The 22,969-nt window shown below is 61.4% G+C and carries 21 protein-coding genes; 7 read left to right on the top strand and 14 right to left on the bottom strand.

Features of this window, described 5'->3' with window-relative positions:
* The first annotated feature begins 1 nt into the window (after nt 1).
* Genes WC421_07100 through lepA form a run of 4 tightly spaced genes read left to right on the top strand, consistent with a single transcriptional unit; the run spans nt 2 to nt 4,674 of the window.
* Nucleotides 2-835 (top strand): PTS system mannose/fructose/sorbose family transporter subunit IID, encoded by an 834-nt coding sequence (locus tag WC421_07100; GenBank protein MFA5161998.1) that lies wholly within the window; start codon nt 2-4, stop codon nt 833-835.
* Nucleotides 836-852: 17 nt separating this feature from the next.
* Nucleotides 853-1,134: an HPr family phosphocarrier protein gene (locus tag WC421_07095; GenBank protein ID MFA5161997.1), complete on the top strand. Its 282-nt coding sequence runs from the start codon at nt 853-855 to the stop codon at nt 1,132-1,134.
* Nucleotides 1,131-2,864 (top strand): phosphoenolpyruvate--protein phosphotransferase, encoded by a 1,734-nt coding sequence (ptsP, locus tag WC421_07090; GenBank protein ID MFA5161996.1) that lies wholly within the window; start codon nt 1,131-1,133, stop codon nt 2,862-2,864. The genes WC421_07095 and ptsP overlap by 4 nt, the downstream gene beginning before the upstream one ends.
* Nucleotides 2,851-4,674 carry a translation elongation factor 4 gene (lepA, locus tag WC421_07085; protein MFA5161995.1) on the top strand — a complete coding sequence of 608 codons (1,824 nt, stop codon included), beginning with the start codon at nt 2,851-2,853 and terminating at the stop codon, nt 4,672-4,674. Before ptsP ends, lepA begins: the two co-directional genes overlap by 14 nt.
* An 87-nt stretch (nt 4,675-4,761) precedes the next feature.
* Here lepA and WC421_07080 read toward each other — a convergent pair whose 3' ends face one another.
* The 6 genes from WC421_07080 to nifJ form a co-directional block, all read right to left on the bottom strand.
* The gene (locus tag WC421_07080) at nt 4,762-5,352 is read right to left on the bottom strand and encodes an outer membrane beta-barrel protein (GenBank protein ID MFA5161994.1); all 591 of its coding nucleotides are present in this window, start codon (nt 5,350-5,352) and stop codon (nt 4,762-4,764) included.
* 156 nt (nt 5,353-5,508) lie between these two features.
* Nucleotides 5,509-6,585, bottom strand: a complete 1,077-nt coding sequence (locus tag WC421_07075; protein ID MFA5161993.1) for a dipeptide epimerase — start codon at nt 6,583-6,585, stop codon at nt 5,509-5,511.
* Nucleotides 6,582-7,712 carry a peptide chain release factor 2 gene (gene prfB / locus WC421_07070; GenBank protein MFA5161992.1) on the bottom strand — a complete coding sequence of 377 codons (1,131 nt, stop codon included), beginning with the start codon at nt 7,710-7,712 and terminating at the stop codon, nt 6,582-6,584. The genes WC421_07075 and prfB overlap by 4 nt, the downstream gene beginning before the upstream one ends.
* 3 nt (nt 7,713-7,715) lie before the next feature.
* The gene (locus WC421_07065) at nt 7,716-8,591 is read right to left on the bottom strand and encodes a histone deacetylase (protein MFA5161991.1); all 876 of its coding nucleotides are present in this window, start codon (nt 8,589-8,591) and stop codon (nt 7,716-7,718) included.
* Nucleotides 8,588-10,480 (bottom strand): apolipoprotein N-acyltransferase, encoded by a 1,893-nt coding sequence (gene lnt / locus WC421_07060; protein MFA5161990.1) that lies wholly within the window; start codon nt 10,478-10,480, stop codon nt 8,588-8,590. Before lnt ends, WC421_07065 begins: the two co-directional genes overlap by 4 nt.
* A gap of 110 nt (nt 10,481-10,590) precedes the next feature.
* Entirely contained in the window at nt 10,591-14,172 is a 3,582-nt protein-coding gene (gene nifJ, locus WC421_07055) for a pyruvate:ferredoxin (flavodoxin) oxidoreductase (GenBank protein MFA5161989.1), read from the bottom strand.
* A gap of 148 nt (nt 14,173-14,320) precedes the next feature.
* On the opposite strand from nifJ, the gene WC421_07050 reads away from it, so the two are divergent.
* From WC421_07050 to WC421_07040, 3 genes are all read left to right on the top strand, one after another.
* Nucleotides 14,321-14,650 carry an Hpt domain-containing protein gene (locus tag WC421_07050; protein MFA5161988.1) on the top strand — a complete coding sequence of 110 codons (330 nt, stop codon included), beginning with the start codon at nt 14,321-14,323 and terminating at the stop codon, nt 14,648-14,650.
* The gene (locus WC421_07045; GenBank protein MFA5161987.1) at nt 14,647-15,303 is read left to right on the top strand and encodes a response regulator transcription factor; all 657 of its coding nucleotides are present in this window, start codon (nt 14,647-14,649) and stop codon (nt 15,301-15,303) included. Before WC421_07050 ends, WC421_07045 begins: the two co-directional genes overlap by 4 nt.
* Before the next feature lie 67 nt (nt 15,304-15,370).
* Entirely contained in the window at nt 15,371-16,267 is an 897-nt protein-coding gene (locus WC421_07040) for a DUF4097 family beta strand repeat-containing protein (GenBank protein ID MFA5161986.1), read from the top strand.
* A 120-nt stretch (nt 16,268-16,387) separates the two neighbouring features.
* On the opposite strand, the gene WC421_07035 is transcribed toward WC421_07040, so the two are convergent.
* The 8 genes from WC421_07035 to WC421_07000 all read right to left on the bottom strand — a co-directional run bounded on the left by WC421_07035 (nt 16,388) and on the right by WC421_07000 (nt 22,881).
* Complete coding sequence (locus WC421_07035; protein MFA5161985.1) at nt 16,388-17,254, bottom strand: sulfide/dihydroorotate dehydrogenase-like FAD/NAD-binding protein; 867 nt, start codon at nt 17,252-17,254, stop codon at nt 16,388-16,390.
* A 4-nt stretch (nt 17,255-17,258) separates the two neighbouring features.
* Complete coding sequence (locus WC421_07030; protein ID MFA5161984.1) at nt 17,259-17,705, bottom strand: NUDIX hydrolase; 447 nt, start codon at nt 17,703-17,705, stop codon at nt 17,259-17,261.
* Nucleotides 17,695-19,212, bottom strand: a complete 1,518-nt coding sequence (gene gatA, locus WC421_07025) for an Asp-tRNA(Asn)/Glu-tRNA(Gln) amidotransferase subunit GatA (protein ID MFA5161983.1) — start codon at nt 19,210-19,212, stop codon at nt 17,695-17,697. Before gatA ends, WC421_07030 begins: the two co-directional genes overlap by 11 nt.
* A complete protein-coding gene (gatC, locus tag WC421_07020) occupies nt 19,209-19,496 on the bottom strand; it encodes an Asp-tRNA(Asn)/Glu-tRNA(Gln) amidotransferase subunit GatC (protein ID MFA5161982.1) in 288 nt (95 codons plus the stop codon). The genes gatA and gatC overlap by 4 nt, the downstream gene beginning before the upstream one ends.
* 3 nt (nt 19,497-19,499) lie before the next feature.
* Nucleotides 19,500-20,303, bottom strand: coding sequence for a 4-hydroxythreonine-4-phosphate dehydrogenase PdxA (locus WC421_07015; GenBank protein ID MFA5161981.1), 804 nt, complete (start codon nt 20,301-20,303; stop codon nt 19,500-19,502).
* A 92-nt stretch (nt 20,304-20,395) separates the two neighbouring features.
* Nucleotides 20,396-21,505, bottom strand: coding sequence for a peptidylprolyl isomerase (locus tag WC421_07010; protein MFA5161980.1), 1,110 nt, complete (start codon nt 21,503-21,505; stop codon nt 20,396-20,398).
* Nucleotides 21,489-22,319: a peptidylprolyl isomerase gene (locus tag WC421_07005; GenBank protein MFA5161979.1), complete on the bottom strand. Its 831-nt coding sequence runs from the start codon at nt 22,317-22,319 to the stop codon at nt 21,489-21,491. The genes WC421_07010 and WC421_07005 overlap by 17 nt, the downstream gene beginning before the upstream one ends.
* A 22-nt stretch (nt 22,320-22,341) precedes the next feature.
* Complete coding sequence (locus WC421_07000; GenBank protein ID MFA5161978.1) at nt 22,342-22,881, bottom strand: outer membrane beta-barrel protein; 540 nt, start codon at nt 22,879-22,881, stop codon at nt 22,342-22,344.
* Nucleotides 22,882-22,969 lie beyond the last annotated feature (88 nt).

The following is a 22,969-nucleotide window of genomic DNA, read 5'->3' as shown; positions in this document are numbered from 1 at the left end:
AATGGATGCCGGCATAAAACGGAAAATTTTCCTGCGCTCTTTCCTGATACAGGCGGGCTGGAACGACCAGAGAATGCAGAACATGGGCTTTGCATTCGCAATATATCCGGCGCTGGCCGCGTTATACAAGGGGCGCGAGCTTTGCGCCGGGATGAAACGCCATCTGGGATTTTTCAACACGCATCCGTTCATGGCGGGTTTCGCGCTGGGGCTTGCGGCCCGGCTGGAGGAGCAGGGCGCGCTGTCCGGCCAGCCGCATGACACTGCCCGGGTGGAGGCGATAAAATCCGCCGTCGCCCCGCCGCTGGGCGCGATAGGGGACAGGTTTTTCTGGGCCGCGCTGCGGCCCGCCAGCCTCTCCATCAGCCTGCTGGCGCTGTGGGCGCTGGGGCTGCGCCATCTGACACATCCCCCGGAGGAGATGTGGCGGTTCCAGACCTCTTTCGGCGCGGGAGAGCTGCTGGTTGGGCTCGCCGCCGGGCTTGCCGTTTACAACGGCATAGCAATATGGGTGCGCTGGAAGGGAATTTCCTACGGTTATCAGTGCGGGGCGGGCGGCTCCTGCGGGCTGGATTTCGTCAACTGGCAGGGCATGATACGCAAGGCCAGGCTGGCCGGGTTTTGCGCCACCGTTCTGCTTATCGCCATGAAGCTGATTGTTTTCTGGCGGCTTAAAATGCCGGCGGCGCTGCACGGACATGACGCGCTGGCGTATCTGCTTGCGCCGCCGGCGATGTGCGCGGCGTTTTTCACCACCCGCTCCGGGAAACATGTGGCGCAGGTATACGGCGCGGTGATATGTATTTGCATAATTGCTTTTGCTCTGGCATACTAGTATATAAGGGAGAATGAATGGTAAGCGAAACGGTGAAGGTCGTCAACCCGCTTGGAATGCACGCGCGGCCCGCGGCGGCGCTGGTGGCCACGGCGTCCCAATTTGCCAGCGAGATTAAGATTTCCAGGAACGGCGACGTTATAAACGGCAAAAGCGTGATGGGAGTTATGATGCTTGCCGCCGAGTGCGGAAGCGCGCTGACCGTTTCGGTCAGCGGGCCGGACGAGAATGCGGCGCTTTCCGCCATAAGGGAGCTTTTCGCCCGCGGCTTTGACGAAATGGAAGCGGACAAACCATGATAATAATGAAGGGCATCCCCGCCAGCCCGGGAATTGCCATAGGCAAGGCGTATGTCTTTGACGACAACGACCTTGTCATAGACAAGCGCGTCCTTTCCCCCGACGCGGTCAAAAACGAGGTCAAACGTTTCAAGGACGCCGTGCGGGCCACGCTGTCCGACCTGGACGCCGCCGAGGCGAAGGTGCTGCTGATGCTGGGCAAAAAGCACGCCAAGCTGATAGAAACGCACCGGCTGATTCTGAAGGACCCGCTGATTACGCAGGAAGTGCCGCGCCGCATCGCCGCCGAGCTGGTCAACGCGGAATACGCGCTGTCCCAGACCATAGACCGCCTCAACCGCAATTTTGAAAAAATAGACGACGAGTTTTTCCGCGAACGCCGCCACGACCTTTTTGACGTGGGCAAGCGCCTGGTAAGCCATCTGGTGCGCCAGGAAAAGCGGTCCCTGGCCGACATAAAGGTTCCCTCCGTCCTGATAGCGCATAACCTGTACCCGTCCGACACCCTGCATATGCGCGAAAGCCGGGTGCTGGGTTTCTGCACCGACATCGGCGGCAAGACCAGCCACACCGCGCTGCTGGCCCAGAGCATGGAGCTGCCCGCCGTTGTCGGCCTCTCCGACATAACGCGGCAGGTCAGGACCGGCGACGTCGCCATAGTGGACGGCGACCGCGGCCTTGTCATAATCTCCCCCGGCCCCGAAGCGCTGGAGAAATACCAGAAAACCCAGCGCCAGCAGCGCCAGGCCGAGCGTTTTCTGGAAACCGTGCGCCAGCTGCCCAGCGTTACGCGCGACGGGCACAAGATAAACCTGCTTGTCAACATGGACATGCGCGAGGACCCGCAGTCGGTTACCGGCCTTAATGTGGACGGCGTGGGGCTTCTGCGGACCGAGTGGCTTTACATGAACCGTCCCGCCCCGCCCCCGGAGGAGGAGCAGTTTTCCGCATACGATGCCGTGGCAAAAGCGCTGGCTCCCGCGCCCGTAACCATCCGCCTTGCCGACATAGGCGGCGACAAGCTGACCGCGCTTGGCATCCCCGGCCACGAGAACGAGACCAACCCCTTTATGGGGCTGCGCGGGGTGCGGCTTTTCCTCCAGCATTCGGATATGATGCGGACGCAGCTGCGCGCGTCGCTGCGCGCGGCAAAGCGCGGCAACGTGAAAATCATGATTCCGATGGTAACCTCGGCCAGCGAGGTGCGCGCCGTGCGCATGGCGATGGAGGAGATGCATTCCGAGTTGGTCAAGGAAGGCCGCGCGCCGCAGTCGCTGCCGGAGCTGGGCATAATGGTGGAAATCCCCTCCGCCGCGCTTACGCTGGACACAATGCTTTCGGTGGCGGATTTCATCTCCATCGGCACCAACGATTTGATTCAGTATCTCCTTGCGGTGGACCGCGTGAATCAGCGCGTCGCGCATATCTACGACACCTATCACCCGGCGGTGCTGCGCGTGCTGCACCTGATAGTGCAGACCGCGCACAAGAAAGGCAAGCAGGTCAGCGTCTGCGGCGAGATGGCCTCGGACCCCAAGGCCGCCTGCCTGCTGGCCGGGCTTGGCATGGACGCGCTGTCGGTTACGCCCCGCATGTTTCTGAAGGTCAAGCATACCATCCGCTCGCTGGACTTTACGGCCTGCGCGCAGGCCGCGCAACAGGCGCTGACCCTCTCAAGCTGCGAGGAAATACGGCAGCTTGTCCTTAAAACTGCCGATGAAAATCCGTAACTTCTCAATAATAGCCCACATAGACCATGGCAAATCCACGCTGGCCGACCGCCTGCTGGAAGAGACCGGCACCGTCCCCCGCCGCCAGCTGCGCGAGCAGACGCTTGACAGCATGGACCTGGAGCGCGAGCGCGGCATCACCATCAAAGCCAAGGCCGTGCGCATGAATTATTCGCGCGGCGGCGAGGACTATATTTTCAACCTCATAGACACCCCCGGACACGTGGATTTTTCATACGAGGTGGCCCGCTCGCTTGGCGCGTGCGAGGGCGTTCTGCTGCTGGTGGACGCCTCCCAGGGCGTGGAGGCGCAGACGGTGGCGCACGCGCATCTGGCCCAGTCGCTGGGGCTGAAGGTGATACCGGTGATAAACAAGGTGGACCTGTCCCAGTCCGACGCCGACGCCTCCGAGGAGCAGCTCTGGGAAATACTCAAAAGCCCCATTTCAGCCGAGCGCGTGTCTGCCAAAACCGGGCTGGGGGTGGAGCATTTGCTTTCCCGCATAGCCGACGATATTCCCGCCCCCGGCGGCCTGCCCGAGGCTCCGCCTGCCGCGCTTATTTTTGATTCGTATTACGATTCGTTCCGCGGCGTGGTGATGTATGTGCGCGTTTTTGAGGGCTCGCTGCGGGCGGGGATGAAAATGCGGCTTTTCTCGTCCGGCTTTGTATCGGATATAGAGGAAGTCGGCTGCATGACGCCCAAACCCGTCAAAGCCGATTCGCTTGGCCCCGGAGAGGTGGGGTATGTGATTGCGGGCGTAAAGGACATACACCAGGTCCATGTGGGCGACACTGTCACCGACCATGCCCGCCCCGTCCTAAAGTCGCTGCCCGGCTACCGCGAGGCCAGACCCGTGGTTTTCGCCAGCATTTTCCCGATAGTGCCGGCGGACTACCCGCTGCTGCGCGCCGCCATAGAGAAGCTGAATCTTTCGGACTCCGCGTTCCACTACCAGGCGGAAACTTCAAAGGCGCTGGGTTTCGGCTTCCGGCTGGGCTTTATGGGGCTGCTGCACATGGAGATTGTCAAGGAACGCCTGGAGCGGGAATTCAACCTCTCGCTTATAGTTACCAGCCCCAATGTGGTCTACAAGGTCAAAAGCAGGGGCCGCGCCGTCCCCGGCGGGCCCGCCCAGACGCCAGATGAGGAAGGCTATGTGCTGGTGGACAATCCCGCCAATTTCCCGCCCTACGGCGACATAGCCGATACGCGCGAGCCGTCGGTGAAAGTAACAATAGTAACTCCGGTGGCGAATATGGAAGCGGTGATGAACCTGCTCAAAGACCGCCGCGGCGAGTTCGGGCGGCTGGAGCATATCGCCAACCAGCGCGTCATAGTGGAATACGAGATGCCGCTCGGCGAAATGGTGGTGGATTTTTACGACAAGCTCAAGTCCGTTTCCAAGGGCTATGCCTCTTTTGATTACGAGATGGCCGGCTACCGCTCCGCCGACGTGGTGGTGATGGAGATTCTGATACACGGCACTCCGGTGGACGCGCTGTCGGTTGTCACCCACAAGAGCAAGGCGCAGACGCAGGGCCGGCTTTTGTGCGAAAAGCTAAAGGAAATAATCCCCCGCCAGCAGTTTGAAATCGCCATACAGGCCCGGGCCGAGGGCAAAATCATCGCGCGCGAGACAAAGCCCGCCATGCGCAAGGACGTCATCGCCAAATGCTACGGCGGCGACATAACGCGCAAGCGCAAGCTGCTTGAGCGGCAGAAGGAAGGCAAGCGCCGCCTCAAAAACATAGGCAGCGTGGACATTCCGCAGGAAGCCTTCGTGGCAATGCTCAAAATCCAGCAATAAGCCCGAAAATTGCAGTTGCCGCCGAATTCCGCCAAAACAAAACCCCCCCGCCGAAGCGGGGGGGTTTTTCAATGCCTTTGTCCGAATTTAGAAGGAGTAGGCAACCTTCAGGCTCGGGACAATGTTGTTGGCAGCGGAGCTCGTGCCATCGCCGTTGTCCAGCATTCCGAACACATGATGCCAGCGCAGGTCCAGGCCGACTTTCCACTGGGGGGCGACTTCCATCATCGCGCCGCCGCCGAGGTTGAAGCCGAACTTGGAGCCGGAATCACCAGCAACGGTCGTGCCGGCGCCGTTATCGTAATCCGGCGTGCTCCAGCGGTAGAGGCCGAGGCCGAATATGCCGTAGGTGTTGACTTTTTTGCCGCCCAGCTCCACGTCCTTATCGGCTTTGATGAAGGGGGTCAGCTGAAGGACTTTGACTTTGTAATCGCTAACATCCTTGTTTTTGTGGCCGAAGTCATAGCCCAGTTCCAGACCAGCCGAAAGCATGTCCTGGAATTTGTAGGCGCCGGCGAGACTCATGTTGAGCGAGCCTTTGTGGTTGCTGCTCCAGTCGCCGGATACGGGCATGGCATAGCCAACGCCGTAATCCGCATCCCATTTGCCCACATCTGCAGCCGTTGCCACGGCGCCGACGCCGGCGATCATCACTATTGCCGCTAACAGTCTTTTCATTTGTTTCGGTCTCCTTTTATTTAGTGCGCCAGTCTCTAGCCGCGACCGGCCTTCCGCGCCGCGCCGCCGGAAAATCTGTCTTCCGCCGGAAGCGAACCCGCAAGATTAGCGCGTACTTATATCCTATGAAAAAGCCCCGGCAAATGCAACCGCAAATCAGTCCGCCGGAGCAACGCCAAGGCCCGATTTCACCCCGGCCAGGCTATACACGCCGGAGGGCGACAGCGCCCCGCCGCGCATCACCTTGTCCTTGATGAAAAACGGCGTGTCCAGATCTATGAAATCAAACCCGCCGCAGCCCGCCGCCAGATGGGCGGAGGCGGTCATCGCCAGCAGCGATTCCATCATGCCGCCTATCATAAGCCTTATTCCATGCGCCCGGCACAGCCGCGCCATCTCCGCGCCCAATACAAAGCCGAATTTGGCGGTTTTGATGTTGACCGCGTGGGCGTAACCGCCCCGGATTATTCTGGCCACGCTTTCCAGCCCGGTTACCGCCTCGTCCGCGCAGACGCAGACGCCGCTTTTGCGCGTAACCTCGCGCAGGCCTTCCCAATCCTCTTTTTTGACCGGCTGCTCTATCATCTCAAGCCGGACTTTTATGTCTTTAAGCTCGCGCACCAGCCGGAGCATTCCTTTGGGAGAATACGCCTGATTGGCGTCCAGATACACCGGCATTTCCGGCGCGGCGTTGGCGGCGGCCAGAATACGCATGAAATCCAGCTCCGCGTCGCCGCCCAGCTTGATTTTATAGGCGCTCATGCCGCGGCGTTTTATATCTTTGGCGGCAAGCTGCGCTTCCTCAACCGAACCAAGCACTATGGTCATGTCGCTGTGCAGCGGGGCGCAGCCGGGGCCGAAGAGCTTCCAGACCGGCATTTTCAGCTTTTGGGCCAGCGCGTCCAGCATGGCGGCTTCAACGGCGGTCCGGGCGCAGCGGTTCTGGGGCAGCGACTCGCTGATTTCCATTGAAACAGCCTGATAGTCGCAGACGCTGCGCCCCTCAAGCCCGCGCGCCAGGTTTTGCAGGTTGGAAAGCGTTTTTTCCTGCGTTTCGCCGGTGATATGGGCGGCGGGGGCAGCCTCGCCCCAGCCGGTTATGCCGCCGTCAAGCTGCACGTAAAACAGCACGTTTTCAAGCGCGGTGTGCGCGCCGGTGGCGATTTTGAAGGGTTGGTTCAGCCGCGCGTCCAGCTTGCGCGCGCCGGCTTTTTTTATTGTGAAGTCTTTCATTTTATCGGTTTCTTGCCTCCGGCAAGCCATTCAAGATAGGACTGCATGAAGCCGTCCAGCGCGCCGTCCATCACACCCTGCACGTCCGAGGTTTCGTGTCCGGTGCGCATGTCTTTGACCATCTGGTAGGGCATGAAAACGTATGAGCGTATCTGATGCCCCCAGGCGATATCGCCTTTTTCGCTGTAATGCCGCTCCAGCTCGGAGCGTTTCTTGTCCATCTCCACCTCGTGCAGTTTGGCCTTGAGCATTTTCATCGCGTTGAGGCGGTTCTGATGCTGGGAACGCTCGTTCTGGCACTGCACCACTATGCCGGTGGGGGTATGGGTGATTCTGATGGCGGTTTCCACCTTGTTTACGTTCTGGCCGCCCGCGCCGCCGGCGCGGTAGGTGTCTATCTGAATATCCTTGTCCTCTATTTTGATGTCAACTTCCTCTTCAATATCCGGCAGCACGTCGCAGGAGGCGAAGGAGGTGTGCCGCCTCTTGTTGGCGTCAAAAGGCGAAATGCGCACCAGCCGGTGCACGCCGTTTTCGCTTTTGAGATGGCCGTAGGCAAAACGCCCCTGCACGAAAACCGTGGCGTTGCGAATGCCCGCGCCGTCGCCGGCCAGCATATCGGTTACGGCGAACCCGAACCCGCGCGCCTGCGCCCAGCGCGAATACATACGCAGCAGCATTTCCGCCCAGTCGCAGGCCTCGGTGCCGCCGGCTCCGGCATGAATGCTTAAAATCGCGCCCAGTTTGTCGGTCGGGGCCGAGAGCTTGGCCTGAAAATCCATCGCTTGGACGGCCTGGACAACCGGTTTAAGCGAGGCCATTATTTCCGGCAGTTCGCCGGAGGCGTTTTCCTCGCGGGCCAGCTCGTAATGCGCGCGGGCGTCCGCCAGTTGTTTGTCCGCGCCGTAATAAAGTGTTATTTCCTTTTCAAGGTCCGCCTTTTCCTTGGCCACCAGTTGCGCCGCCTGGGCATTGTCCCAGAAACCGGGGGCGGCGGACTGCTTTTCCAGTTCGGCCTGCTTTTTCTGTTTGTCGTCAATGGCGCAAAGCGTCTTCAGCCTGCCCAGCGCAAGGGCAAGCTCTGTTATCTTATTGTCCGCGTCCTTGAACTCTATATGCTCGGCCATGGGCTATATCTTATAAACTTCGGAGACGGTTTGCAGTGTGTTCGCGTGAATTATGGCGGCGTCCGCGCCGTAGCCGCCGCCCAGAACCACCGCCAGCGGGATATGCCGGGCCCTGCACTGGCGCGCCGCAAATTCGTCCCGCGCGATGATTTCCTGCATTGAAAGCGCGAAACAGCCCAGCGCGTCTTTTTCGTAAACATCCGCCCCGGCCAGGTATACCGCCAGTTCCGGCCTGTGCAGGTCCAGTATGCGCGGAAGGTTTTCCTCAAGCGCGGAGAAATACGGCACAAAGCCGGTTCCCGCGGGGAACGCGATATCAAGCGAGCTTTGGGCCTTCTCCTCCGGGAAAATATCCCGCCCGTGCATGGAGAAGGTGAACACATCCTTGCTGTCGCGGAAAATCTCCGCCGTGCCGTTGCCCTGATGCGCGTCAAGGTCTATGACGACCGCGCGCTTGTTCAATGCGTTTACGGCGACCGCTATATCGTTGAACAGGCAGAAGCCGCCGCCGCAATCGCGGAATGCGTGATGCCCGCCGCCTCCGGCATGAAGCCCCAGCCCGTCATTTAGCGCCAGCTTGCAGGCCGCTATCGTGCCGCCGCAGGCCAGTTTATGCGCGGCGACAGTCTCTTTTGTAACCGGCATTTCGGCAAGCGCCTTTTCCCGCTCCGAAAGCGTCAGGGCGTCCAGCTTGTCCAGCCATTGCCCGTCGTGCGCGGACAAAAGCTCCCGCCGGGACGGCATTTCCGGCGCGATAATGCCGCGCGGCAACACAACTTCCCGCTCCAGCAGAATTTGCGCCGCCCGCCAGAACTTGTCCGGCGAAAAAACATGCCCGCCCAGATTTACCGAGTATTTTTCGGTTGCGACCAGCTTCATAAAAACAGAACGGCGGCCAAAAGCGCGCAGCCCGCCGCGACGCAGCACAGTCCGGCGAAAATATCGCCGAAATCCGCATAAAAGCTCTGCGACGGCGAAACGGCTATGCGGTAAACCGGCGCAGCCGGCGTGTTAAGCTCCGTGCGGCCGCGGACTATTCCCGAACCGTCTATCCAGCCGGAAATTCCGGTATTGGCGGCGCGGACCAGCGGGATGCCGCTTTCAACCGCGCGCAACACCGCCGCCGCGAAATGCTGGCGCGGCGCGGCGGTATCCAGATACCAGCCGTCATTGGTGAGGCTGACCAGCAGCCGTGGCGCAGCCGGTTTCGCCTGCGGCGAAACCGGCTGCGGCGCCAGGCTTAGCGCGCCGCTGCCATCAAAAGCGGATTTGTTTTTGCGGGTAACATAAGATTCCGGCGGCAGGAAGCCGAATGGCAGCAGTATATTCTCCAAAGCCCTGTCCAGCAGCTTTTGCAGCGGCGCAAACCGCGCCGACAGCGCGCCGGGAATTACCGCGATGTCCTGTTCCGCCCGCCAGCCGCGCCAGAGCTGCGGGAAAATAGTCTCGTAGCAGATTCCGATATTGAGCGAGAGCCCCGCAACCTCAAGCGGGCGCTGGTCCGCGGAACCGGCTGAAAATTCGCCCAGCTTGTTGACCGGCGCGGCAAACCGCCCCAGAATATCGCGGAAAGGCACGAATTCGCCGAAAGGCACCAGCCGCCTTTTGTCGTATATTCCCGCAACCGCGCCCTCCGGCGAAACCGCATATGCCGAGACGAAATCCCTGCCCCCCGCCCCGCGCACCGTGCCGATTAGCTGCCAGCCGCCGGTTGCCAGCGCGATTGCGCGGACGAAGGCGGAGTATTTCTCCTCGTCCATTGGCCCCGGCAGTGCGGATTCTGGCCAGATTACCAGTTTCGGCGCGGCTTTGGCCGCAAGCGCGGCCAAAGCCGCCTCCCGCGACAGGATTTCATCCTCAAAAGCCGGCTCCCATTTTTTGTACTGCGCGATATCGGGCTGAATGACGGCGACAACGATCTCCGGCCAGCCGCGCCGTTCCTGCCTTGCCATGTCCAGCCGGAAATAGCCGAAGACAACGACAGCCGCCGCAACCGCAGCCGGAGCCGCCATACCGCGCAAAAACGACACTGCCGCCGCGCGGGCGGACACATGCCCGCCGGTGATTATTCCAATCCAGCGCGCCAGCGAAAACCCGAAAAACGCGACAATAAAGCCGACGCCGTACACCCCGGCAAACGCCGCAATTTGAATAAGCTGCGCGTTCTGCCATTGCGTGTACCCAAGCAGGAACCAGGGGAACCAGCCGCCCTGTCCGCCGGCGCAGACCGCCAGATATTCAACCGCGGTGAAAGCCGCCGCCGCCAGCAGCGGAAACAGCCGCCCGTAGCGCGCCAGCTTGCGCGTCAGCGCGGCGGCAGCCGCCCACTGGAGAGCCAGTATCTCCGCCAGCACGACCCATGCCAGCAGCGACTGCCCTATGCCCAGCGCCCCCGCCCGGCAGGTCGGGAAAATCCAGTAAAGCCCCAAGAGATAAAATAAGAACCCCGCCAGCCAGCCGAAGGCCGCCGCGCGCAGCGCGCCGCCCGCGCGCAGAGAAGCAAGGCCGAAAGGCGCAAGCGCAAGCCAGGCCAGAAAGCCCCACTCCGGCTTCAGCCAGGCCGCCGCCAGCGTCAGCGCGAATATCGCGGCGCAAACCGCAAACCACAACGGCGAATGCCGGGGCGCGCCGGTTTTCGCCGCGTCCGGCAGCGATATTTTCGCGCCGACGCCGCGCACCTCCGGTTCCGCCCCGCGCCAGCGGACATGCTTCGCCCATTTCCCGCCGCCGGGTTTAATAATCGCCCTGCCCGGATTTGTTTCTTCCATAAATAATTCCGGCTGCAACCGCAGGTTGCAGCCGGAGCAAGAGCCGGTCCCGGAATTCGGGACTGCCGTCTTCCGGCGCGGCGGCTGGCCGCGCCGGGTTCAGCCTGCGGCTAGGCTGCCTGGGGGACCTTTTCCTCTTTCTTTTCCGTGTCGCAGGACATGGCGGCTATCTGGCGGTAGACGCTGAGCCGCCATTTGTACTCCTCGTCCGCCAGCTTCATCAGCCGTTTTGCGGCATCCGGGTTGGAGGCGGCGAGGGCGCGGAACCTGTTCTCGCCGGACATGTACTGCTCCAGCGGGATGGTGGGCGCGCCGCTGTCTATGGCAAGCGGGTTTTTCTTCTGCGCGCGCAGCGCCGGGTTGAAGCGGTAGAGTATCCACCGCCCGCTGGCGACCGCCTTTTTGCCTTCGCCCATGCCGGAGCGCATGTCTATGCCGTGCGCTATGCAATGCGAATAGGCGATGATGATGGCGGGGCCGTCATAAGCCTCGGCCTCCTCAAACGCCTTGATGGTCTGCTGGTAGTTCGCGCCGATGTTTACGCTGGCGACATAGATGTTGCCGTAGGTCATGGAGATCATGCCCAGGTCTTTCTTGGGCAGCATCTTGCCGCCGGCGGCGAACTGCGCCACCGCGCCCGTGGGCGTGGCCTTGGACATCTGGCCGCCGGTGTTGGAGTAAACCTCGGTGTCCAGCACGAGGATTTTTACGTTCCTGCCGGAGGCAAGCACATGGTCCAGCCCGCCGTAACCGATGTCATAAGCCCAGCCGTCGCCGCCCAGTATCCAGACGGATTTTTTGACAAGGTAATCGGCTATCGCGGCCAGCCGGATTTCGTCCTGGCCGGTTTTGCCGCCAAGCGCGCGCTTGAGGTCCGCCACCCGTCCGCGCTGCTGTTCTATCTCAACCCAGTCCTTCTGGGCGCAGGCGATGATGTCGTCTGCCAGTTTTTTGCTGGCCGGCAGGGTTGAGGCGGACAGCTTTTTGAGCAGCGCGCGCGCCTCCGCGCCAAGCTGGTCGTAGGCGAGGCGCATTCCCAGCCCGAACTCTGCATTATCCTCAAACAGCGAGTTGCTCCATGCCGGGCCTTTGCCGTCGGAGCGCTTGGCATAGGGCGTAGTCGGCAGGTTGCCGCCGTAGATTGAGGAGCAGCCGGTGGCGTTTGCTATGGCGGCGTGGTCGCCGACCAGCTGGGTAAGCAGCTTGACATACGGCGTCTCGCCGCAGCCGCCGCACGCGCCGGAGAACTCAAACAGGGGCCGCTGGAGCTGGCTGCCTTTTATGGTAAACCGGTTGACCTTCGCGGCGGCCTTGTCTTCCAGCGCCATGAAGTATTTGAAGTTTTCTATCTCGGTCTCGCGCAGCGGTGTCTGGGGGGCCAGGTTGATGGCCTTGCGCTGCGGATTGTTCTTGTCCTTGGCCGGGCAGTTGTAGACGCAGGCGCCGCAGCCGGTGCAGTCTTCCACCGCGACCTGCGCGGTGAACTTGAGGCCCTTGAGGTCGCCCTTGCCCTCGGCTGTCTTGAAGGATTTGGGGGCGTTGGCGCCGTCGTGCGCTTTTATCCGTATGGCGGCGTGCGGGCAGACAAGCGAGCAGATGCCGCACTGTATGCAGAGGTCCGGCTCCCAGACCGGGGATTCCAGCGCGATATTGCGCTTTTCGTACTGGGAGGTGGCCGTCGGGAAAACGCCGCCCGCGGGGAATTTGGAGACGGGTATATCGTCGCCGCGGAAGGCTATCATCTCGCCCAGCACCTCGCGCACGAACTGCGGGCTGTCCGCCGGAACCGCCGGCTGGCGGCGTATGCACGAGTCGGCATTGGAGGGGACTTTGACCTGCTCTATCGCGGCAACCGTGGCGTCCACGGCGGCGTAGTTCTTTTTGACCACGTCCTCGCCCTTGCGCGAGTAGGTCTTTTTAATCGCGTTCTTGATGGCGGAGATGGCCTCGTCCTTGGGCAGCACGCCGGAGATGGCGAAAAACGCCGTCTGCATGATGACGTTTATGCGCGCGCCCATCCCGGTCTGATTTGCGATTTCGGAGGCGTTGACGACATAAAACTTCAGTTTTTTGTCTATCACCGCCTGCTGCACCTCGCAGGGGATTTTGGCCCACACCTCGGCGGCGCTGTAGGGGCTGCTGAGCAGGAACACCGCGCCTTCCTCCGCGCGGGAGAGCATGTCGTATTTTTCCAGGAAGCTGAACTGGTGGCAGCCGATGAACCTGGCCTTGTTTATAAGGTACGGCGCGCGTATGTAGTTTTTGCCGAAGCGCACATGCGACACCGTCATGGAGCCCGCCTTCTTGGAGTCGTAGACGAAGTAGCCCTGCGCGTAGTTGTCGGTTTCCTCGCTGATGATTTTGATGGTATTTTTGTTGGCGCCCACCGTCCCGTCGGAGCCCAGTCCGTAGAACAGCGCGCGGAAAACGTCTTTGCCTTCAATGTCAAAGGCCGCGTCGTGGGAGAGGCTCAGCCCCGTCAGGTCGTCGTTGATGCCGACGGTAAAGCCCTGCTCCGGGTGTTTGAGCCCGCTCTTCGTGTATACCGCTTTCACCATGGCCGGGGTGAATTCCTTGGAGCCCAGCCCGTAGCGCCCGCCTATCACCGGCGGGGTCTTGGCGAATTTGGCGCGCCCGGCTTTGGAAAGCAGCGCGGCGCAAACGTCCTGATACAGCGGCTCGCCGACGGCACCCGGCTCTTTGGTGCGGTCCAGCACCGCTATGCCTTCCACGGAGGCAGGAATCGCGTCCACGAATTCCTTTACCGGGAACGGGCGGTACAGGTTCACCTTGATGACGCCGTATTTTCCGCCCTGGGCGTTGAGGTAGTCCACCGTTTCGCGCACGGTGTCTGCGCCGGAGGCCATGATGACGGTTATCTGTTTTGCGTCCTTGTCGCCGTAGTATTCAATAAGCGAGTATTTGCGCCCGGCGGTTTTGGCGAATTTCTCCATCGCTTTGGCGGTGATGGCGGCGCATTTGTCGTAATAGGGGTTGGCGGTTTCGCGCGCCTGGAAGAAAACGTCCGGGTTCTGGGCGGTGCCGCGCAGCACGGGCCGCTCCGGGTCCAGCGCCATCTCGCGGTATTTTGCAATCAGCTCTTCCGGCAGCATGGCCCTCATCTGGTCAAAAGAGAGCGGCTCCACCATGTTCAGTTCGTGCGAGCTGCGGAACCCGTCAAAGAAATGCAGGAAAGGAACGCGGGATTCCAGCGCCGCCGCCTGGGAGATGAGGGCGAAATCCATCGCCTCCTGCGGATTGGCGGAGGCCAGCATCGCAAAACCGGTCTGGCGGCAGGCCATCACGTCCGAATGGTCGCCGAAAATGGACAGGGCGTGCGTCGCCACCGCCCGGGCCGAGACATGGAACACCAGCGGCGACAGCTCGCCCGCGATTTTGTACATGTTCGGTATCATCAGCAGCAGGCCCTGCGAGGCGGTGAAGGTGGTGGTCAGCGAGCCGGCGGTAAGCGCGCCGTGCACCGCGCCGGAGGCGCCGCCCTCGGACTGCATTTCTATGACTTCGGGGATATCGCCCCAGATATTTTTTTCGCCCTTGGCGGATTTCAAATCGCTCAGTTCGCCCATCACGGAGGAGGGCGTTATCGGATAAATCGCAATCACCTCGTTGGTCGCGTGCGCGGTATGCGCGGCGGCGGTGTTTGCGTCCATGGCGACAAGCTTGCGTTCCATAAAAGCTCCTTATATTAGGGAAGTAACGTCCCCTCCAGTGTATAATTTTGGCGGCCTGTCCAGAAAGGGGCAAAAAGGCTCCGCGACAATTCCGCTTGGCATCTCGTGTTTAATTGCGTACAATGTAACAATAAAGGGCTATACAATCATGCCGGACAAGGCTAAAGAACGAATTCTTGAGGAACTGGGCGGCATAGACGAAGCCGTTTATGACGGGCTGGTTGCAGATTTTGCGGCCCAGACCGCGGCACAGCTGGCGCAGGCCAGGGCCGCGGCGCTGTCCGGGGATATGAACTCCGGCGCGGAAATAATGCATTCGGTAAAGGGCTGCGCGGCGAATCTGCGGCTTTTGCGCTCCATGGAAGCGGCCCTGGCAGCGGAAACGGCATTCAAAGCCGGGCATACCGCGCGCGGCATAGTCCGGAAACTGGCCGGGCTGGAAACCGCGGTAAAATCGGAAAGTGGGAGGAAGGCATGACTATAAAGCTGGCAATAGCGGACGATCATTCCGTTGTGCGGGACGGCATACGCGCAGCGCTGGAGCGCAAAGCGCCCGACATCACCATAACCGGCGAAGCCTCCAACGGCAAGGAATTGCTGGACATGGTGCAGGCAAATCCCGACCTAGCCGATGTTTTTTTGATAGACATCTCCATGCCGCTGCTAAACGGCGTGGAAACCACGCGCCGCCTCCTGAGAACGCGCTCCAAGAGCAAAGTGGTCATGCTGAGCATGCACGACGACAGCCCTTCCGTTGAAAAGGCGCTAAAGGCCGGCGCGCGGGGGTTCATAGTCAAACTTTCCAACTCGGATGAAATCATTCAGGCCGTGCGCGAGGTGAACGCGGGGCGCTTCTATCTGTGCCCGAAAGTGTCCAAGTACGTGGTGCAGGGTTTCCTGGGGCAGGGGCCGATGCCTGCGCCATCGTCGCTGCCCACGCTGACGCCCAAGGAGCGCGAGGTGCTGCAGCTTATCGCCGAGGGCTATTCCAGCAAGGAAATCGCGGCGGAATTCGGGCTTTCGCTCAACACCGTGCATGTGCACCGCAACAACATAATGCGCAAGCTGGACATCCACAAACAGGCCGAGCTTATACGCTACGCCCTTAAAGAGGGCATAACGCATTTATAAGCCGCGCCGCCGCCCGCGCCGCGAGTGTCGCGGCGCGGATTTGTCCGTCCGCGCGCGCATTACCCCCATGAATAAATCCGTCTTCATTCTGCTGGCCTTTGCCTGCTGTGCCGTCTCCGTCCGCGCCGAAGTAACAAACGTCAGCAGGGAATTCCCGGCAAAAGACGTGGAGAGCATGGTTATAAGCGCCGTTTCCGGCGATGTTGATTTCAAGCCGGCGGACGGCCCTGTCCGTATTTATGTTGCGCGGTTTGACAGCGAAAAATGCTCGCTGGAAACCGTTGTTTCCTCCGGCCAGCTTACGGCGACGCTGCGTCCGGCGGAAAGGGCGCGGAAAAACGGAGAGGATGACTGCTCCGCCGGCATGGCCGTTTCCGCCCCTGCGGCGGTAAAACTGGACATAAGCGCCGTCTCCGGCAATGTGTCGGCCAACTCCGCGCGGCAGGAAATGAAAATAGGAACCGTGTCCGGCAGCATAACGGTTATATCCGCAGGGGGGCCGGTGGGAATAGCCACGGTATCCGGCCCGGTTTCGGTTCGCGGCGCGGCGCAGGGCCTGGCGGTCAATACCGCATCCGGCGGCATAGAGGCGGAAAACGTCGCCGGCGGCGCAAAACTCAGCACAGTTTCCGGGAACATGCGGGTGTCCGGGCTGGCGGGGCAGCTGAAAGCGGAGACCGTGTCGGGCAATGTGTCCGGCTCGCTTTACGGCACGGCGGATGTGAACACCGACAGCGGCGCCATAAACCTGCACTGGCCGAAAGCACCTCCGTCCGGCGAAATTTCCCTTAGCACGATAAACGGCGATGTCGGGCTGTTTTTCCCCGCCGGGACTAAAATGGACCTGTCGTTTCTTTCGCGGAAAGGCATGAGGACCGGCGCGAGATTTCCCTCCGCCGGCGGCAAGGGGCTGAGGGTGAACATAACCTCCATGTCCGGCGATTTGGAGATGTCCGCGCAATAGCCTTGTTTTAGCCTGAATGTTTCAGTTGGATTGCGGGATTCGGCGAAAGATCGCTTTATACCGCCTTCACAAAATTATCCTTTCGCGCAGTGAGGCGCGCGCGGATAATTTTGTCCGGCATTATTTCTCGCTTTTCCGCGCAGCCTCGTCCAGCCTGCATCCGGCGCAGCTTTCAAGCGCGGCTTTTTCCTTATCGCGGTAGAGCGAGATGCGCGCCGCCAGATTCTGGAAATTTACCTTGTGCGCGTCAAAATGCGGGCCGTCCACGCAGGCGAATTTCACCTCTCCGCCCACTTCCACCCGGCAGCAGCCGCACATCCCCGTTCCGTCAACCATGATGGGGTTGAGGCTGGCCACGGTCTCCACCCCCCAATCGCGCGTCAAATCGGCCACGGCTTTCATCATGACGACGGGGCCGATGACGAATATGAAATCCATTTTCGCGCCGTCCGCGCGCAGCCTGCCCAGAACGCCGGTAACCAGCCCTTTTGTCCCGTAAGAGCCGTCGTCTGTGGCAACCAGAACCTCGCCGGAGACGGAGCGCATCTCGCTTTCCAGTATAAGCAGCTGCCGGCTGCGCGCGCCCAGCACCGACACGACCCTGTTGCCCGCGGCTTTAAGCGCGCGCGCTATGGGATAGACTTCCGCTATCCCCACGCCGCCGCCCACGCAGACCGCCGTCCCGTAATTTTTTATTTCGGCGGGGATGCCGAGCGGCCCGGCCACGGTGAGAAATTTATCCCCAGTTCCCAGCGAGTTGCACAGGGTGGTGGATTTGCCCGCGCTTTGTATGATGACGGTTACGGTCCCCGCCGCCGCGTCCCAGTCGCAGAGCGTGATGGGCACGCGCTCGCCGTTTTCGGCGGCGCGCAGTATTATGAACTGCCCCGCTTTCGCCTTTGCCGCAACCAGCGGCGCGTAAATGACATGCCGCCTGACCGAGGGGGAAAGCTCCGTCCGGCTTATGATTTCGTATTTTTCAGGCATGGTTTCACCCGCAGGAATTTGTCTGCTCCGGCTGGCGGATGGTCCAGCCGCACAGGGCGGAAACCATCTGCACCAGCTTCTTGTCGCTCGGGTAATGCACCAGCAGCGACGCCTTTTCAGGAGACACCCACATGACGTCCTCAATCTCCGCGAAATCCGGCTTACCCGCGCGCGACACCGCCGACATCAGATACCACTGCACCGCCTTGCGTATGAGTACCCTGTTCATCATAAAGCAGTAGCGCACCCGCAGCAGCGGCCTTAGTATTTTGCAGCGGTAGCCGGTTTCCTCCAGCACCTCGCGCAGCGCGGCGGCGCGGGGCGTTTCGCCGCACTCCACATGGCCCTTGGGAAAAGTCCACACTTTCCTGTTTTTGAGGTTGTCCACGCGGACCAGCAAAACCTTCCTGCCGTCCACCGCAACCCCGCCGCAGGAGAATTCAGCCGGCATTTTCCTCCAGCGTCCTTGCGGCGCGGAACATGCGAGCCTCGTCAAAATGGCGGCACAGCAGCTGCGCGCCCGCCGGCCAGCCCGAGGACACCCTGCCGCAAGGCACCGACATGCCGCCCAGCCCCGCAAGGTTGCAGGGGATGGTGTATATGTCGGAGAGATACATTTGCAGCGGGTCCGCCGTCTTTTCGCCGAAGCGGAAGGCGGGGGTGGGCGAGGTGGGCGTGAGTATCAAATCGGCTTTTTTGAAAGCCTCGGCATAATCGCGGGCGATGAGGGTGCGCACCTTCTGCGCCTTGCCGTAATAGGCGTCGTAATAACCCGCGCTAAGCGCGTAGGTGCCAAGCATTATGCGCCGCTTTACCTCCGGGCCGAACCCCTCGCCGCGGGTTTTGCAGAATACCTCGCCCAGCGAGGCGCCCTCCGCCGACAATCCGTAGCGCATCCCGTCAAACCGCGCCAGATTGGAGCTTGCCTCGGACGAGGCCAGTATGTAATAAACCGCCACCGCGTATTTGGTGTGCGGCAGCGAAATCTCCACCAGCTCCGCGCCGGCGGTTTTGAGCTTTTCCGCCGCGACCTTGACCAGCGCGCCGGTCTGCCCGTCCAGCCCCGCGCCGAAAAACTCCGGCGCGATGCCGATTTTCATGCCTTTGACGCCGCCGTCCAGCCCGGCGAGATAATCCGGCGCCTCCTCCCGCGCGCTGGTGGAATCCGACGGGGCATGCCCCGCGATGACGGAAAGAATCAGCGCCGCGTCCCGCGTGTCGCGCGCGAAAGGGCTTATCTGGTCCAGGCTGGAGGCGAACGCCACCAGCCCGTAGCGCGACACCCGCCCGTATGTGGGCTTTACGCCGGTTATGCCGCAAAGCGAGGCCGGCTGGCGCACCGAGCCGCCCGTTTCCGAGCCCAGCGCAAGCGGTACCATCCCCGCCGCCACCGCCGCGGCGGAACCGCCGCTTGAGCCGCCGGGAACGCGGTCCAGCTTCTCTAGATTTTTTTGCAGCCAGGCGGACTTTTCGCCGGTGGTCCCGCGCGCCGGAAATTCCGGATGGGAGGGGTTGCGCGTAAGCTGGCGCGAAGAATTTTCGCAGGAGGAGCCCATCGCGAACTCGTCCATATTGGTGCGCCCGATAATCACCGCGTCCTGGGCCAGCAGTTTTTCCACCACGGTGGCGTTATAAACCGCCTTGTGGCCCGCCAGAATGCGCGACCCGCAGGAGCATTCCTGCCCCGCGTATAAAATATTGTCCTTGAGCGCGACGGGAACGCCCGCCAGCCGGCCAAGCGGCGCGCCGGAGGCGCGTTTTTTGTCTATCTCCCGCGCGCGGGCAAGGGCATTCTCCTCAAAGACTTCAAGAAAAGCGCCTATCCCGCCGGGCAGCCGGGAACCGGGGGAGGGTTTGCCGTCAAGTTTTGCGATTGCGTCCAGCGCGGCGCGGACCGTTTCCGCAGCCGAAGTTTTGCCGGCTTTCACCAGCCCGGCGGTTTCAAAAGCGGAATTCATTCTATCACCTTCCTGACTTTAAGCAGGTCAAACTCACGGTGCGGGAAATTGGCCAGTATCGCCCCGCGCGCGGGGCTTTGGCGCGGCAGGTCCTCGCGCATGACGTTTTCAATGCCCAAAGCGTGCGCCGTCGGCGGGACGGGGGCGGTGTCAGGCTCGTCCAATTGCCCGGCGTACTGCAAAATGGCGTCCAGTTGCCCGCCGTAGAGTTTTATTTCCTGCTCCGTCAGCTCCAGCCTTGCCAGCTTTGCGATGTGTTTCGCGTCGTTTTCGGTTACAGCCATTTTTCAAGCCTCCGCAGCCGCAAGTATAGCTTCTATCATGCCGGACGGGGCCGCCCGGTTTTTGCCCGCTATGTCAAAGGCCGCGCCGTGCGCCGGAGAGGTGCGGGCAAACGGCAGCCCGAAAGTCCGGTGCACGGGCGGGCATTTTGCCGCCAGCTTGAGCGGAACAAGCGCCTGGTCGTGGTACATGCACAGAATACCGTCAAATTCGCCGTCTATATGCCGCGCCCAGGCCGCGTCCGAAGGCAGCGGGCCGGAGATGTCAATTCCGGCGCGGCGCAGCGCCGCCGCCGCCGGCGAGATGACGGTTTTTTCCTCCGTCCCCAGCACGCCGCCGTCGCCGGCATGGGGGTTAAGCGCGCACAGCGCGACGCGCGGTTTTTTTATGCCCAGATATTTCAGCGCGGCGCAAAATTTTTTCGCGCGGGATAGTATTTTCGCCCGCGTTATCTCTCCCGGCAGCGCGGCCACCGCGCAATGCTCGCTGACCAGCGCGCAGCGGATATTGCCGGCGGTAAACAGCATCAGCGCGTCCGGGCATATCTCCCGGAAAAAAGAGGTGTGGTCCTTGTATCCGGTTTTCGCCAGCGACCACGATTGTTTGCATACCGGAGCGGTTACTATCGCCCGTGCCCTGCCGCTTAGCGCCAGCCGCGCCGCCAGCCGCACCGCCTTGAATGAAGACGTTCCGCCCGCCGCGCACGGTTTGCCGTATGCCGGCGGCGGGCCGCCGCCGGTATCAATTACAGGGGCCAGCTTTTCGGTCCAGCCGGCGCGCTCAAGCGCGCGCCTGTCGCCGGCCAGCACAAAATCCCCCGCCGCGCGCACCCGCCTGTCTTTCAGCGCGCGGACGCAGATTTCCGGCCCTATGCCCGCCGGGTCGCCGGCGGTGATTGCAATCAGCTTCCCGATTTGTCCTCCTGCTCCGCAATGGAGGACTTCACGCGCAGCTCCTTTACCAGCTTTGTAACCTCGCCGCGGAACTGGCGGTTCATCAGATAGCCGGAGAGCCTGTCTTTGACATCCTCAAATTTAACCGGCTGCGAGGCGGTATGGGACATGACCCGGATTATATGCCAGCCGAGAGGCGTTTCAAACGGCTCGCTGACCGCGCCCACCTGCGCCGCGAAGGCTTGCCGCTCGAATTCCGCCGGGAGGCCCATCCCTTTTATGACGGGGCCGATGTCGCCGCCGCGCGCCGCGCTTTCGGCGTCCTGGGAGTTTTTGCGGGCCGTGTCGCCGAAGTCGGCGCCGGCGTCCAGTTCTTTTTTGACGGCCTTGGCCTGCTCCAGCGCCTTGCTTTTGTCGGCAAGCGGGGCGTTTTCCGGGGCTTTGAAGAATATATGCTGGACGCTGGCGCGCTCGGCCCCCATGTCTTTGAGATTCTGGGCCAGGCCGGCGGTCTCCTGCGCGTCCTCCGGGCTCATGGCGGCAAGCGGCGACGTGTCGCCCTTCACCACGAACTGAAGCTGCTCGAAAAATTTCCTGACCTCCTCGTCGGAGGGCTGTTTGATTTTCGGCTGGAGACTCTGGCTGACATATTTTTCCGCCGCCATCTGGCGCGAAAGCCGCTGGCGGAACTGCTCCTCGTCTATGCCTTCCTTTTTAAGCTCCCTGCGGAAATTGGCCTCCGCGTCTGAGGGGGAAAGCGGCTTGCCGGTCTCATCCACCGAGAACTGCTTTTTGAGCTTTTCCATCCGCTCGTCCAGCTCGCGGGCGTGGACGCGGACCTTGTTTTTTTCGGCCTCCTGCTCTATAAGCAGGTTGTCTATCATCTTGTCCAGCACGATGCGGGTGAGTTTTTTGTCCGCGTCCTTCTGCTCAAAAAATTTGGGCATTACGGCGCGGTACTGTTCCGCCATCGCGGCGAGATTGCGCGAATACTCGGAGCGCAGAATCGGCTCTCCGTTGACGGTGGCTATACTGTCTTCCATCACCTTGCACGCGGCGGCGCCGCAAAACAGCGGGGCGGCCAGCGCGGCAAGCAGCAGTTTATTTGTAGCTTTCATTAAGCACCTCTACCGGGTATTTGGACTGAAGCGAAGCCAGATACGAGTCCAGCTTCTTTTTGCGGAGCAGCATGGCTATGCGGTCATGCGCGGCGGCATAGGCCAGCCGGGTCTGCGAATTTTTCCTTAAAATATGCCAGCCCAGCGGGCTTTTGAAGACGCCCTGCGTTTCGCCGGTTTTCATGCCGGCGGCGGCGCTTTCCAGCTCCGGCAGGAATTCGCCGGCGATGAACGGGCGGATTTTGCCGCCCTGCGGGGCGGTTTCCGCGTCCAGCGAACGCTCCTTTGCCGCGGCGGAAAAAGACGCTCCCGCCCGCAGAGATTTGAGCAGCCTGGCCGCCTCGCCCGGGTCGGAAAGCAGTATATGGCTTGCCGAAATCTCCTCCGGGTACTGGCGGTAATGCTGCTCTATCTCGGATTCCGAAACGGCCAGGACTCCCTTCCGCTCCAGCGCGTCCAGCCACATTTTGGTCAGCAGATACTCGCGGGATTCGCGCAGGCGGGCCTCCATATCCTCTTTCATGCGGGCGGCCTCGCCGCGGTAGGCGTCGCTTCCGGCGACGTCGCTGTCGGAGGCGGCGGCGACTATAAGTTTTTCCCGTATGAGTATCTGCAAAAACTGCCTGCGCCCGGCGGGAGAATCCACAAAGGAGCGGTATTCAGCCGGAACGTCGGCGGATTTGCGCTGCAATTCCTCGAAGGTGATGCCGGTTTTGCCCACGCGGGCCAGCGGCGCGCCGGGGCCGCCGCCGGATTTGGGCGAGCAGCCGCACAGCGCGGCGCCGGCGCAGACAATGGCGAGTTTGCGAATCATAATGGCTGCCGGAACCTCCTCGTCAGAAAGCCAGGCTTATCTTGGGCATTATATCCAGGTCGTTTGCCGAAACGTCGGCAAACACATGCCGCCAGCGCAGTTCCACGCCCGCGCGCATATCCTTTCCTATCTCCGCGTCCGCGCCGGCGCCCAGGTTGATGCCGAAATCCGCGCTGCTGTCGTCAAGCACGGAGGCGCGGTAAAGCCCCATCCCGAAAACGCCGTAATAGCGGCCCGGCCTGTTGAAAAGCACGGTCCTGCCGAAATATTTGACCTGCGGCGTGAAATGGAACATGGTGGTATGCTCGCCGTCGAGAAACGCTATGGGATAGCCGAAGTCAAAACCCGTTTCGGCGCCAACCGTTACTGCCTCCGCCACATGGTAATCCCCGAAAACCGTCATACCCAGCGACGGAGAGGACAGCGCAGCCCAGTCGCCGAACACCGGCGCGGACAGCGACGGGAAATAGACGCCTCCCTCAAACGAGCCCTTGGCGGACTTGGCGCAGGCCGGGGCACAAACAAAAGCCGCGGCAATGACGGCGCACAACAACTTTCGCATAATCTCTCCTTGAAAAATACGTTTTCCACAGTATAGCAAAAGCCCCCGACGCGCGGCGGAGGCTTTTGCGCTTAACCTGAATGTTTCA

Source organism: Elusimicrobiales bacterium, assembly GCA_041651175.1.
GTDB lineage: Bacteria > Elusimicrobiota > Elusimicrobia > Elusimicrobiales > Elusimicrobiaceae > JAQTYB01.
This window is presented reverse-complemented; position numbering and strand designations above follow the sequence as displayed.

Excerpts from the sequence above, each read along its gene's own strand:
- WC421_07045 (MFA5161987.1), top strand. The coding sequence starts at position 14,647 with ATGACTATAAAGCTGGCAATAGCGGACGATCATTCCGTTGTGCGGGAC.
- WC421_07065 (MFA5161991.1), bottom strand. The coding sequence starts at position 8,591 with ATGAAGCTGGTCGCAACCGAAAAATACTCGGTAAATCTGGGCGGGCAT.
- WC421_07005 (MFA5161979.1), bottom strand. The coding sequence starts at position 22,319 with ATGATTCGCAAACTCGCCATTGTCTGCGCCGGCGCCGCGCTGTGCGGC.
- WC421_07080 (MFA5161994.1), bottom strand. The coding sequence starts at position 5,352 with ATGAAAAGACTGTTAGCGGCAATAGTGATGATCGCCGGCGTCGGCGCC.
- WC421_07075 (MFA5161993.1), bottom strand. The coding sequence starts at position 6,585 with ATGAAAGACTTCACAATAAAAAAAGCCGGCGCGCGCAAGCTGGACGCG.
- WC421_07035 (MFA5161985.1), bottom strand. The coding sequence starts at position 17,254 with ATGCCTGAAAAATACGAAATCATAAGCCGGACGGAGCTTTCCCCCTCG.
- prfB (MFA5161992.1), bottom strand. The coding sequence starts at position 7,712 with ATGGCCGAGCATATAGAGTTCAAGGACGCGGACAATAAGATAACAGAG.
- WC421_07100 (MFA5161998.1), top strand. The coding sequence starts at position 2 with ATGGATGCCGGCATAAAACGGAAAATTTTCCTGCGCTCTTTCCTGATA.
- nifJ (MFA5161989.1), bottom strand. The coding sequence starts at position 14,172 with ATGGAACGCAAGCTTGTCGCCATGGACGCAAACACCGCCGCCGCGCAT.
- gatC (MFA5161982.1), bottom strand. The coding sequence starts at position 19,496 with ATGGCTGTAACCGAAAACGACGCGAAACACATCGCAAAGCTGGCAAGG.
- WC421_07000 (MFA5161978.1), bottom strand. The coding sequence starts at position 22,881 with ATGCGAAAGTTGTTGTGCGCCGTCATTGCCGCGGCTTTTGTTTGTGCC.
- WC421_07010 (MFA5161980.1), bottom strand. The coding sequence starts at position 21,505 with ATGAAAGCTACAAATAAACTGCTGCTTGCCGCGCTGGCCGCCCCGCTG.
- gatA (MFA5161983.1), bottom strand. The coding sequence starts at position 19,212 with ATGAATTCCGCTTTTGAAACCGCCGGGCTGGTGAAAGCCGGCAAAACT.
- ptsP (MFA5161996.1), top strand. The coding sequence starts at position 1,131 with ATGATAATAATGAAGGGCATCCCCGCCAGCCCGGGAATTGCCATAGGC.
- WC421_07040 (MFA5161986.1), top strand. The coding sequence starts at position 15,371 with ATGAATAAATCCGTCTTCATTCTGCTGGCCTTTGCCTGCTGTGCCGTC.
- lnt (MFA5161990.1), bottom strand. The coding sequence starts at position 10,480 with ATGGAAGAAACAAATCCGGGCAGGGCGATTATTAAACCCGGCGGCGGG.
- WC421_07050 (MFA5161988.1), top strand. The coding sequence starts at position 14,321 with ATGCCGGACAAGGCTAAAGAACGAATTCTTGAGGAACTGGGCGGCATA.
- WC421_07030 (MFA5161984.1), bottom strand. The coding sequence starts at position 17,705 with ATGCCGGCTGAATTCTCCTGCGGCGGGGTTGCGGTGGACGGCAGGAAG.
- WC421_07095 (MFA5161997.1), top strand. The coding sequence starts at position 853 with ATGGTAAGCGAAACGGTGAAGGTCGTCAACCCGCTTGGAATGCACGCG.
- lepA (MFA5161995.1), top strand. The coding sequence starts at position 2,851 with ATGAAAATCCGTAACTTCTCAATAATAGCCCACATAGACCATGGCAAA.